Here is a 13,162-nt window from a genome sequence, read left to right on the forward strand (position 1 = left end):
GACCTTCGGGTTATGAGCCCGACGAGCTACCAACTGCTCCACCCCGCGATATTATGTTTTGAAAAAACTTGGTGCCGAAGACCGGAATCGAACCGGTACGGTGTTTAACCACCGCAGGATTTTAAGTCCTGTGCGTCTGCCAGTTCCGCCACTTCGGCATGCGTTTTTTCTGTATCATTTCTGACGACAATAGTTATTATATAGTATGCAGGTTATACTGTCAACAGCTTTTTCACCTTTATTTTTATTTTATTTTGTTTTTTTGTAATTTCATCGAACAGAACGGCTAATTTAGGGGCTTTGTGACAGGTAAAAATTTATAATATTTATTTATTTTTTTCTAAAAATCCCTTAGTAAACCATCCTTTTTTGTGCAAAAAACAATAAAAAGTTTTCGGCATGCGACGCCGAAAACTTTTTATTTATAGATTTATATATTAAATTTATATGATGTCTTAATTTTTAGACTCCCTTTTTACCACTTTTGCTCTTGAAGTCTTGATGTTTTTTAACATCTTGCATTCTTTCTTCGCTATCTTTTAAAAACTTTGACATTTGATCTTCAAAGTTTGTTGTAGCTTTTTTCTTTTCTTTTACTCCCCAGTCAAACTCTACTGGTCTAACTGATCTTTTAGGTTTTACATCAGCTTGCTTAATTGATAAGCTGATTTTTCCGTTATCATCTATTGAGATAACTTTTACCCTTACTTTATCTTGTTCTTTTAAATGTTGTCTTATGTCCTTTACAAAAGAATCTGCTACTTCTGATATGTGAACTAGACCTGTTTTTCCGCCTTCTAATTCAACGAAAGCTCCGAAATTTGTGATATTTACCACTGTACCCTCTAATATGTTTCCTGCCTCTAAGGTCATGTTTAAAAGATTCCTCCTTAATTTTTAAAATAAGATATATATGTTATTATTATAATAACCTAATTTTTAGACGTTGAGTCACCTTTTTTATCATTTATGACTTTTTCTCCTGGCTTAACCATGTTAAGTCTCTCTCTAGCCAACGTTTCATTGTACTCTTCAGAATTAGCACTTTTAACTTGTTCTTCAAGCTGCTTGTTTTTTTCTTTTATTTGTTCTAATTCTGTCTGTTTATTCGCTATTTCTTTTTCAATTCTTCTCATAGCGCTTTCCTGTCTAACAAACCCAAGTAAAAAAACAAGGCATAATACTAAGATTATTAAATTCTTCCCTTTTAATTTCTTTATCATCCCATAGTACCTCATTTTTTCAAATTCTATAAATATATTTTAAACACTATAGGGTTTTAATTCAAGCTATTTTTAATTATATTTATCTTTTGTTATTAAATTTACTAAAAAACAGCCTAAAAGGGTAACTTATATTTTTATAACCTCTTCTTATGGTGGATTTTGTACCATATACAATTCCATTTTCAACCTTATAAATAAAATTACTAAACAACTTAAGATATATAAAAAGTGAAACTCCCATACATAAATAAACATATGGTCCTAAAAAAGCATAATTAGTGTAAAGTAAAAAAGTAAATACCAAAATGGCACTTAATAACCAGAACAAAACATCCTGTACTATTATTATTAATTTATGCCCACTTTTTCCGCGTATCATTCTATAAAGATCGAAAAATATTCCAATCATAACACCAGCAGCTAAAGCATAAAAAATAATATTAAATTGAACTTTTAGCTCTAAAGGCATAACTTCACCTATTAAACAGCTTTTTTAAGCTTAATTTTTTTCTTTTTACTTTTACTTTTCCACAATAAATCATACTTTCAACATGTCCGTCTATTATAACATCACCATTTTTAACATCAAGCTTATTCATCTTTAGATTTCTTCCATCAATTTTAAGCTTTCCTAATACCGTATTCAATATTATTTTTTCATCGTTAAAGCTCATCACTTCAACCACACCTGTTAAAGATAGCTTCTTTCTATCTTCTAATTGGATGCAACTTTTTTGAACTTGTATAATGTCAGATTTCCTTTCCATAATATATTCTCCTTTAGATATTAATCCTATTAAGAAATATATGTGTATTATATTTTCTATATTCTTAATTGTAATATCTTTAGGGGATTATTAAGGAATTATTCTATCTCTTCTCCATCTAATAACTTATACATATCTTTTGCATCATCTTTTCTTACATGTTCTGCAATATTTAAAACTTCTGCACGTAATGATCTACTTGCAAATGTAATTTCTATAATATCGCCTTCTTTAATTTGTGTTCCTGACTTTGCTATTTTACCATTTATAGTAACTCTTGAACTTTCACAAGCTTCTTTTGCAACGGTTCTTCTTTTTATAAGTCTAGAAACTTTTAAATATTTATCTAATCTCATAAAGAGTTTTACCTCCTTTTTAAAGTATAACCTTATAAAAGAACCCGAGTCGCCTCGGGTTCAAAAAAATTACTTGTTAACTTTTTCTTTAAATTCTTTACCTGCTTTGAATACTGGAACAGTAGAAGCTGGTATTTTGATTATTTCTTTTGTTCTTGGGTTTCTTCCTTCTCTAGCAGCTCTTTCTCTAGTTTCGAAAGTTCCGAATCCAACTAATTGAACTCTTTCCCCATTTTCTAATGCTTCTTCAACGCTTTCTATAAATGCTTTTAAAGCTGCTTCTGCATCTTTCTTAGTTAATTTAGACTTTTCAGCCATACTAGTAATTAATTCTGCTTTATTCACAATTACATCCTCCTTAAATAACTAGTTATATATTTATAGTACTAACTAATCTTATATGTACTACACTTACATTATCTTATTATATTATTACTTTCAAGTCTCGTCTATACTGAATATATAAATATTTATATATTTTTGTAAAAAAAAGCAAATTTAATACAATAATTTGGAAGAGTAGTATTTATTACTTAAATATATTCTCTAAAAATTTTAAAAATCCTTCTAAAACTAATTATTTTCTTCTATTTTAGCCTTATTCCAAAGATTATCCATCTCCTCTAAAGTCATATCACCTAATTTCTTTCCATTTTTAAGTGATTCTTCCTCAATATAACTAAATCTTCGTATAAATTTATCAGTTGTTTTGTTTAAAGCTTCTTCTTCATCTACATCTAAAAACCTAGCTACATTTACACAAGAAAATAATAAGTCCCCGACTTCTTCTGTTATTCTTTCCCTGTTTTCTATATTATATACATCTAACACTTCTTTTAATTCTTCTATAACTTTTTCTGACACATCTTTTATGTTATCAAAATCAAATCCAACTTTTCTAGCTTTATTTTGAACTTTGTGTGCTCTAATTAAAGCTGGAAGTGCAGATGCTATTCCATTAAGCTCATCTGTCATCGTTTCAAAACCTTTTTCTTCTTTTTTTATCTCTTCCCAATTTTGAACAACTTCTTCTGAACTTATTAAATCATCTTTAAATATATGAGGATGTCTAAATACCATCTTCTTATATATTCCTTCTATAACATCAGTAAAATTAAAATACTCATCTTCTTTCCCTATTGAAGCATGGAATACAACATGAAGTAAAACATCCCCAAGTTCTTCTATTAATGCATACTCATCTTCTTTTTCTATAGCATCCTTTACTTCATAACTCTCTTCTACTATTGCATTTTTTATACTTTCATGAGTTTGCTCCCTATCCCAAGGACATCCATTCTCACCCCTTAGAACATCTATAAGATCTATAAGGTCATATATATCCTTCCTTCCATTTAAATCCTTAGAAACATATATAGAGGTTATATCATCTATATCTTCTTGCATATCCAATTCGTATAGCTTAATCTCTCTTATACTCTCTAAACCCTTAATTCCAGCACCTTTTATAAAAGTTATACTTGTTTCATCATCATAAATTTCTGATAACTTTAATTTAACTTCTGATGCTATAAATTGATTGTATATATCCGTTATAATTATTCCATTTCTTTTATCTATAATTTGATTACTTAAATTATTGCTATTAATTATTTTAAGACCTTCACTTGGATCAATTTTTAGTTTTTCTATAATAACATCAATAAAACTTACTGCTTGGAAAATTTTATATTGTATATTTTCTTTATTACAAATATCAATAAGCAATTCTACTGATAATTCTCCAATTAAAGGATGTCCTGGAACTCCATATACAATATCTCCAACCTCTTTATTAAGTTTTACTAAATCTTCTGCAATATTTTTGTGAACTTCATCTAAGTCTAACTGCTTATTATAAAAATGATCATATGTTTTGAATTTTATATTTTTTTCTTTTATAAAACTAATTAAAGGATTATTTAACGTTCTAAAATAAATATTTTTCTCTGTTTCTAAAATTTTAAGTGTACCTACTGTAATATCTTCAATATTTCCAGTTCCTAAACCAATAATTTTAATCATTAGGTATTTCTCCTTTTATATATGTTTATTTTCTTGAAATTCTATTCATTACATCTTGCGCACTAAATACTCTCATGAATATTATTGCTAACATATATATTATAATACCTAAAAATACTGATACCAAGCATGCAATTCCATTACTAGATGTATATCTTAAAATATTAACGTAACTAAATATAACTACAACAATCATAACAGTTGAACAAACTATTGGTTTTCCTATGTTTCCAAGTACTCCAATCTTCGTTTTTAGAGTCATCTTTAATAAAATTATATTAAGTATAGTTGTAACTAAATAAGCTACTACACTTGCAATTACAGCTCCATATATATTAAATTCTGGCATGGATACTAAAGTTAATGTTAAAAATAGTTTTATTGCACAGCCTATAAATAAATTTATTACAGGAAGAATGTATCTACCAACACCTTGTAATATTGATGTTGTTGTTTGAGTTAATATTATAAAAGGTACAGTAAGTGATAAGTATCTAAGTATTTCAAACCCTTCGTGTCTTCCTGGGAATATAAGCCTCATTATCGGTTCTGCTAAAAAGAACATCCCAAACATACATGGTATTCCAATTACAGAAGATAATTTTATTGAAAGATTAACTTTACTTTCAACCTCTCTATTTTTACCTAATATAAACTTTTCTGCTATTATCGGTATTAAAGATATACTAAGCGCCATTGAAAGTGTCATCGGAATATTAACAATAACTGATGCCTTTCCTGCAAGCTGAGCATAAAGAATTGTTGACTGTTGTGTTGTAAATCCTGCATTTAATAACTCTCTTGGAATAAATACGGAGTCAATAAGGCTCATAACAGTCCCTACGGTGGCTCCTAATGATATTGGTATCGCTATCTTAAGTATTCTGTTCATCAATGCAGGATCGCTCTTAACCTTCTTTATACCGAAGCTCTTCTTAGTTAGTCGATACTTTATATAAAGATATCCTCCCCCTAACAAACCTCCTGCTGCCGCTCCAAAAGCTGCTCCTCCTGCTGCATATTCAATTCCTTTTGGTAATAATAAAACTGCTAGTCCAATTCCAAATATTACTCTTCCAACCTGTTCTAATATTTGAGATATTCCAGATGGAGTCATATTTTGAAGCCCTTGAAAGAATCCTCTAAATATAGTCATAATAGAAATTATGAGTGGTGCAAATGATATTCCTATAAGAGAATAATATGCTTTAGGATCCCACTTTAAAAAATTTATTATTGGTTGTGCAAAGAAAAATAGGAAACACGTTGTTCCTGCACCTAAAATTAGCATTAAATATGTTGACTCTTTAACTACTCTAAAACTTCCTTCTATATCCCCTACTGCATTATTCTCTGATACTATTTTCGATATAGCAACAGGTATTCCAGATGCTATAGCTACAAAGAACATATATAAAGGGAATGACATTTGATAAAATCCAATGCCCTCATCACCAATTAACATAATAAGAGGCCATCTAAAGAATAGTCCTAAAACTTTCGCAAGTATCCCTGCTATTCCAAGTATTAAGCTTCCTTTAATTAGGGACTGTTTATTCATAAAATACCTCCAAACTTTCTTTTACTAATAATTATTATTGTAAGTTTAGAGGTATTATTACTTTTATTTCTTGTTTTGTTGTAATTAATTTTATTGTTCCATCTGCTTTCCTAAGAAAGCTGCTGCTGTTTCTGCAAGTTTTAATTCTAACTCTCCAAATTTTGAATTGGATTGTTTTGATAATATAACTACTGTTCCTATAGCATCACCTTCTGCAAGAATTGGTGCTATAACTTGTGACACCATTTCGCCTACTTCTTCATCACTATGTAATGGGATTAATTTATCTCCTCCTTCACCTAGCAATACTGGTTTTCTGGCATCCATAACGTTTTCAAGTTCGTTACTTATCTTTCTATCTACATAATCTTTCTTTGGTGCTCCACTTGCTGATATAAATGCATCCTTATCACTTATTAAAATTATATGTCCTACAACTTGTTGTAAGCTTTCTGAATACTCTTTAGAGAAATCAGTAAGTTCTCCTATTGGGGAATACTTCTTAAGGATTACACCTCCTTCTCTGTCTGTGAATATTTCAAGTGGATCTCCTTCTCTAATTCTTAATGTTCTTCTTATTTCTTTCGGTATAACAACTCTTCCTAAGTCATCAATACGTCTTACAATACCTGTCGCTTTCATTTTATAATCAAGCCTCCTCGTAAAATACTATTAAATTTAGTAGCATTATTATTATTTGACTAGATAGAAATTTTATACACATATAACCATTATTTAAAAGAAAAAGAGCACTAATATTTCTATTAGTGCTCTTTTTTATTATAAATTATTGTAATTTATCTTCGTAAACTTTAACTCCAAGCTCATCTTTCCACTTTTTAAGTGTATCTTCATAAACTTTTTGTTGTTTTGTATCTTCTAATTGTTTCTTTATTTGATCTTTTACTTTATCAAATGGTGTTACTGATTCTTTTGTCTTTATATCTTCAGCTTTAATTAAGTGATATCCGTATTGAGTCTTAACAGGCTGTGATATTTCTCCAGCTTTAAGTTTCTTAAATGCTGTCATGAATTCTGGTAAAAGTTGTGTTGAATCATAAGGTACGAATCCTAATGATCCTCCTGTAGTCTTTGTATTATCAGTATTGTATTTCTCAGCCATTGCTTTAAATGTAACTTTTCCTGAAGATATTTCTTCTCTTACCTTCTTAGCTGTTGCTTCATCTGGAAGTACTATGTTATAAGCATCAGCTCCTGCACCATTTGTAAATTGTGCTTTATTATCATCATAGTATTTTTTAACATCTTCATCTGAAACTTTAGCATCTTTTAATATATGATCATCTATAACTATTTTTACTATTATATTATCTTTAATCATATCTTTTAATTCATCTTCATTTTTATATCCATTTTCTTCATAAGCTTGCTTAAATTCGTCTTCTGTCTTATAAGCGCCCTTCATTACCTTCATTTGCTCATCTATTTGCTTGTTTAGGTCTTCCTCTTTTGGCGCCCATCCGTTCTTCTGAGCCTCATCAAGCATAACTTTTCTATCTACTAACGCATTTAACTGTTGTTTCTCTTGTTGTAATAATTGAGTCTTTATTTGAGCATTATCTTTGTAATTAGCACCATATTGTTGTTCTAATTGCTTATAGTATGGATCCATTACTTTATTTAAATCACCTCTTGTGATTTTTTGGTCTCCAATTTTAGCTAACGCTTCATTGCTTATTGCCTCTGGTGTTTTTTGAATCATCTTACAGCCTACAAATGACATACTAGCTACTGCAATTAATCCTAAGGCTATTATCTTTTTAATTTTGCCCACGTTTTTTTCCCTCACTTTACTATATTATTTGTAAAAATTTACACTTATTAAGTATATCAATATTATACACTCAATTCAAACCATTGTGTTTAAGTATTTATTACTTTTATTATGTTATCTAACATTTCTTTAAAGAAAGGTAACATATCATCCTTTTTTATACTATCTTGTTTAAATGAGAATTGTGGCTTACTGCCAAATTGTAATATAACATTATCTTTATACTTATCAAGAAGAACTTTAAACACTTTTATGTGTTCCTTGTCGCCTTCTTCAAATCTAAAGAATAATCCTTTTGGTGTCTCTTTAATTTCCTCTATACCAAGTTCTCTTGCTTTGCTCTTAATATATGCTATATCCATTAAGTTATAAACTGAATCTGGAATCTCTGAATATCTATCTTCTAGTTCATCTTTAATTTCCATATACTCTTCAAAACTTTCAATAGCTGCGATTTTCTTGTATATTTCAATCTTTTGATTTTCATCTTTTATAAATGCTGACGGAATAAATGCATCAACTTTAATATCAACTGTTGTCTCAATTGGATCTTTAGAAATTTCACCTTTTATAATCTTAATAGTATCTTCAAGCATTCTACAGTAAAGATCATATCCAATAGTGGCCATATGACCATGTTGAGACGAACCCATCATGTTTCCAGCTCCTCTTATTTCAAGGTCTCTCATAGCAATCTTGAATCCTGAACCAAGCTCTGTAAAATCTTTTAATGCTTTAAGTCTCTTTTCAGCTACCTCAGTTAATACTTTATCCTTAGTGTATAGAAGATATGCATAAGCAATCTTATTAGACCTTCCAACTCTACCTCTTAATTGATAAAGCTGAGATAATCCCATCTTATCTGCATCATTTACTATTATTGTGTTTACATTTGGCATATCTATACCTGTTTCTATTATTGTTGTGCAAACAAGTACGTCATGTTCTTTATTCATAAATTCCATCATCACAGTTTCTAACTGTCTTTCAGTCATTCTTCCATGAGCTACTGTAACTTTACTTTCAGGAACTAAGTCTCTAATATAGTTTGCCATATTCTCTATATTTTCTACTCTGTTAAATACGAAGAATGTTTGGCCTCCTCTATTCATCTCTCTTAAAATAGCATCACGTATAAGTTGATCATTTTGCTCTATGACATAAGTTTGAACAGGATATCTCTCCTCAGGTGGAGTTTCAATAACTGATATATCACGAGCTCCTGTTAATGACATGTGTAATGTTCTTGGGATTGGAGTTGCACTAAGCGTTAATACATCAACATTTTTCTTAATCTCTTTTATCTTCTCTTTTTGCTTAACTCCAAATCTTTGTTCTTCATCAATTATTAAAAGTCCCAAATCTTTAAATTGAATATCTTTAGCAACTAACTTATGAGTTCCTATAAGTATATCTACATTTCCTTCTTTAGCTGCTTGAATAGTAGCTTTTTGTTGCTTAGCTGTTCTAAATCTACTAATCATATCAATTTTTATTGGGAAATCTGAAAATCTCTTTATCATATTTTTATAATGTTGCTCTGCAAGTATTGTTGTTGGAACTAAAAATGCAACTTGCTTTCCATCCATTACAGCTTTAAATGCCGCTCTTACAGCAACTTCTGTCTTACCATATCCAACATCTCCACAAAGTAGTCTATCCATTGATTTTGATGATTCCATGTCTTTCTTTATTTCTTCTAATGAAGTTAATTGGTCTGGTGTTTCTTCAAATGGGAATTCATCTTCAAACTGTCTTTGCCACTCAGTATCTTTAGAAAACTTATGTCCTTTTAATGTTGCTCTTGTTGCATAGAGCTTTATTAGATCTTTAGCTATTTCATTTATTGATTGTCTTACTTTACTTTTAGCTTTTTGCCATTCCATTCCACCAAGTTTATTTACTTTAGGTGTTTTTCCTTCACTACCTATATACTTTTGAATTAGATCAAGTTGCTCTACAGGTACGTAAAGTTTATCACCTTTTTGATACACAATATCAAGGTAATCTCTTGTATTTCCTGAAACCTCAATTTGCTTTATACCTTTATAAACTCCAACACCATGGTTTACGTGTACAACGTAATCTCCAATTTTAAGTTCAGCAAAAGAATTTATTTTAGCTACACCTTTTTTATTTTTTCTTTTCTTAGTAAGCTTTCTCTTTGCTTCACCAAATACTTCTTTATCAGATATTACGCATAACTTTTCATCCGGATATTCAAACCCTTTTAGAAGATTACCAAAAGTTATAACAACTTCTCCATTTTGTATATCTGAAACAGTATCTTTATAAACACTTTCTATTCCTCTATCTCTTAAAGTGTCAACAAGTCTTTCTCCTCTTGTTCGAGTACCAGATAATATTAATGTTTTAAAGCCACTACTCTTTTTACCTTTTATATCTTCTATTAAAAGATCTAGTTGTCCTTGATAATTATTAAGTGTTAATTGCTTGATATTTGCATTTGATAATGGTTTAAATACATCTCTAACCTTTGCAAATGTATCTAATGTTATTAAATCATGCTGTTCAAATAATCCTATTAATTTATCATAATCTATTAATAATTCCGAATGCTTTGGAAGTATATTACCCTTTTGTAAGAACATTAAGAAATTCTCTCTAAATTCTGAGTACGTACTTTCAATCTTACCTAACACCCTTGTAGTGTCATCGATTATAAATGTGTATCCATTAAAATAATCAAATAATGTTTCTAATTTTTCATAGAAGAATGGTAAGTATGAATCTATAGTTTCAAAATTAGATGTTGTATTTAAACTTTCTAAATTTCTATTTATAACTCCAGTTAATTTTTCTCTGACTTCTTTATCTTTATTATTTGAAAGTGCTTTATCAAGCTCATTTTTAAGATTTTCATTAGCATATTTTATACTTTCGTCATCTACTATTATTTCTTTTGCTGGGAATATTTTCACTTCTTTAACTTTTTCAATACTTCTTTGTGATTCAACGTTAAAAGTTCTTATTGAATCAATCTCATCTCCAAAAAGCTCAATTCTATAAGGGTACGCAGAATCTGGTGGATACACGTCAAGTATTCCACCTCTTAATGCAAATTCACCTTTACCTTCAACTATTTCAACTCTTTCATATCCACCTTCAACTAGAAGCTTAGATATATTATTAAAATCTACTTCTGAGGCAACTTTTAAATCTACTCTATGATTTTCATAAAATTCTCTTGGAGTATATTTAGCTGCAAATGCTTCAACAGAAGTAACTATTATTTTCTTCTTTTTGTTTAATACTTCTTTTATTACCTTAAGCCTAGCCCATCTTAAATCACCTGATATGGCATCAATGTTGTAAAAAACAACCTCTCTAACAGGGAAGTAATATACATCTGTTGAATAAAAACTAAGATCTTCATATAAATTTTTCGCCTCAATATCACTGTGAGTAACAATAACTATCGGTTTATCTCCTTCTTCATATAAAGCATCAATTAAATACGTTCTTCCTGAATCAGATAAACCATATATAGCTGATGGAAATTTTTTATTTTCTATGCTATTTTTTATGTTATTAAATTCCCTACTCTCAAATAAGGGCTTCATTAACCCTTCTAACCTCATGTTATGCACCATCCTTAAATACTTTTCTTTGCCTTAAACCCATTATATTTATTCATTGCAGACTTAGTATCCTCTTTTATTATTTCATTCGTTGCAAGATTTGTAGCTTCTAAACTCTCTTCTAAAATTTCATTTTCTTCTTTTGAGAATTTACCTAATACATGATTTACTAAATCCCCTTTAGGTTGTCCTACCCCTATTTTAATTCTTGCAAATTCATCTGTACCTAAATGGCTTATTATGCTCTTAATTCCATTATGTCCACCAGCACTACCTTTAGGTCTTATTCTTAATCTACCAACATCTAAGCTTATATCATCATATATAACTAATATATCTTCGTTTGTAAGTTTATAAAAATCTAAAACTTCTCTTAAGCACTCTCCACTTAAATTCATATATGTTGTAGGCTTAATAAGTATTACTTTCTCAGTTCCAATAAAACCTTCACCACATATACCTTTAAATTTTTTCCTATTTATATCTATATTATACTTACTTGCTATGTAATCTATAGCCTCAAATCCTATATTATGTCTAGTATTGTTGTATTTCTCTTCTGGATTTCCAAGTCCAACTATTAAAAACATATCTTTCTCCTCTTTGTTTAAAAATATTTTTATATTATAAGTGTTAACAATATAACATTTAATAATTCAAATACTACTTAATATTATACTAAATTTTAACAATAATAAAGAGACTTTTAAAAAAAGCCTCTTCACCATTATACACTATATAGTTATACTTATATTCTCTTCTATTCCATTTCTAAGAACTACAAAGTCTATCTTTCCACCTTTTTCTGTAGATTTAATAACATTTACTAAATCTTGAGTAGAATTAATCTTTGCATTATTAGCTTTAATTATTATATCTGTAACCTTTATACCTGCTTTATAAGCTTTACTGCCTTCAATTACATTATTAATATAAAATCCACGTTCACCACTTTTGTCTGCTATATCTATTTCTGATCCATTTATTCCAATAATATTCGCAGATTTTATAATTTCATTTTCAACTTTTTTTAAAGCTTCATTTCCTATTGCAAAATATAAATTATCTTTTTCAAATTTATCTGTAAGAAATTTGCTATTCATTCCAACCATTTCACCATCTGAATTACATAAGACACCTGCAAAGTTTTCATCATTCATAACTGCACTTGTTTGAATTGCTTTAAACTTATCATCTTTTATTTTTACCATATGGTTAGTTGAAGTAATTATTCCCGGTGTAATCATTCCTACATAATTATCGGAAATATTATTACCAACAGCAAATACTACATTACCTTCTTTAACATCAGTTTCATTAGCTATTTTAATCGGAGTTAAATTATCTCCTGATATTTTTATAAGTGCTGCATCTAGTCCCTTATCTTCACCTATTAATACTCCTTTAACAGGCTTAACTCCTTTACCAGATAACTTAACATAAATATCTTTAAAATCTTTGATAGCTGAATATGAAGTTATAATAAGCCCTTCTTTAGTTAAAACTACCCCAGTGGTATTGGTTGTTGGTAGCTTAATATTTTGTAATGCATCACTGCTACCACCAATTGTTACTAAAGATGGCCCAACAACATTTATTACACTTTTCGCATCTGCATTTAATAAAAATTCAGAGCTAGTATCCTTTGGCTTATTACTATATTCATCATTCACTTTAGAAAGAACATACGTAACAGAACATATTCCAGTTATTGCTGAAAGTAATATTACAGATAATACTATTAAAACATTTTTTTTCGTTATAATTTTTGTTTTACGTTTAATATTTATATTTCCAGACTTATCATTATTATCTTTCATAGTCACCACC

The 13,162-nt window shown here is 29.2% G+C and carries 13 protein-coding genes and 1 tRNA gene; all 14 read right to left on the reverse strand.

The window, feature by feature from the left end; genetic code table 11:
• Window positions 1–69 precede the first annotated feature (69 nt).
• Window positions 70–158, reverse strand: a tRNA-Leu gene (locus RSF37_RS03530).
• 304 nt (window positions 159–462) lie between these two features.
• A complete protein-coding gene (locus RSF37_RS03535) occupies window positions 463–873 on the reverse strand; it encodes a S1 domain-containing RNA-binding protein (RefSeq protein WP_332563010.1) in 411 nt (136 codons plus the stop codon).
• Between the two features lie 59 nt (window positions 874–932).
• A complete protein-coding gene (locus RSF37_RS03540; RefSeq protein WP_332563011.1) occupies window positions 933–1,223 on the reverse strand; it encodes an FtsB family cell division protein in 291 nt (96 codons plus the stop codon).
• Between the two features lie 82 nt (window positions 1,224–1,305).
• Entirely contained in the window at window positions 1,306–1,695 is a 390-nt protein-coding gene (gene yabQ, locus RSF37_RS03545; RefSeq protein ID WP_332563012.1) for a spore cortex biosynthesis protein YabQ, read from the reverse strand.
• Window positions 1,696–1,699: 4 nt separating this feature from the next.
• Entirely contained in the window at window positions 1,700–1,993 is a 294-nt protein-coding gene (gene yabP / locus RSF37_RS03550; protein ID WP_332563013.1) for a sporulation protein YabP, read from the reverse strand.
• A gap of 98 nt (window positions 1,994–2,091) precedes the next feature.
• Window positions 2,092–2,349 (reverse strand): RNA-binding S4 domain-containing protein, encoded by a 258-nt coding sequence (locus tag RSF37_RS03555; RefSeq protein ID WP_332563014.1) that lies wholly within the window; start codon window positions 2,347–2,349, stop codon window positions 2,092–2,094.
• A gap of 69 nt (window positions 2,350–2,418) precedes the next feature.
• Window positions 2,419–2,694, reverse strand: a complete 276-nt coding sequence (locus RSF37_RS03560) for an HU family DNA-binding protein (RefSeq protein ID WP_039312623.1) — start codon at window positions 2,692–2,694, stop codon at window positions 2,419–2,421.
• Window positions 2,695–2,922: 228 nt separating this feature from the next.
• On the reverse strand, window positions 2,923–4,374 hold the full coding sequence (mazG, locus tag RSF37_RS03565) for a nucleoside triphosphate pyrophosphohydrolase (protein ID WP_332563015.1): 1,452 nt from the start codon (window positions 4,372–4,374) through the stop codon (window positions 2,923–2,925).
• Window positions 4,375–4,399: 25 nt separating this feature from the next.
• Window positions 4,400–5,935: a putative polysaccharide biosynthesis protein gene (locus tag RSF37_RS03570; protein WP_332563016.1), complete on the reverse strand. Its 1,536-nt coding sequence runs from the start codon at window positions 5,933–5,935 to the stop codon at window positions 4,400–4,402.
• 90 nt (window positions 5,936–6,025) lie between these two features.
• Window positions 6,026–6,577, reverse strand: coding sequence for a stage V sporulation protein T (gene spoVT, locus RSF37_RS03575; protein ID WP_332563017.1), 552 nt, complete (start codon window positions 6,575–6,577; stop codon window positions 6,026–6,028).
• Window positions 6,578–6,722: 145 nt separating this feature from the next.
• Window positions 6,723–7,745, reverse strand: a complete 1,023-nt coding sequence (locus RSF37_RS03580) for a peptidylprolyl isomerase (protein WP_332563018.1) — start codon at window positions 7,743–7,745, stop codon at window positions 6,723–6,725.
• Between the two features lie 74 nt (window positions 7,746–7,819).
• Window positions 7,820–11,332: a transcription-repair coupling factor gene (gene mfd / locus RSF37_RS03585; protein ID WP_332563019.1), complete on the reverse strand. Its 3,513-nt coding sequence runs from the start codon at window positions 11,330–11,332 to the stop codon at window positions 7,820–7,822.
• A 14-nt stretch (window positions 11,333–11,346) separates the two neighbouring features.
• Window positions 11,347–11,922: an aminoacyl-tRNA hydrolase gene (gene pth / locus RSF37_RS03590; RefSeq protein WP_332563020.1), complete on the reverse strand. Its 576-nt coding sequence runs from the start codon at window positions 11,920–11,922 to the stop codon at window positions 11,347–11,349.
• Window positions 11,923–12,066: 144 nt separating this feature from the next.
• Window positions 12,067–13,152 carry a S1C family serine protease gene (locus RSF37_RS03595; RefSeq protein WP_332563021.1) on the reverse strand — a complete coding sequence of 362 codons (1,086 nt, stop codon included), beginning with the start codon at window positions 13,150–13,152 and terminating at the stop codon, window positions 12,067–12,069.
• Window positions 13,153–13,162 lie beyond the last annotated feature (10 nt).

Source organism: Clostridium sp., assembly GCF_036643715.1.
GTDB lineage: Bacteria > Bacillota > Clostridia > Clostridiales > Clostridiaceae > Clostridium.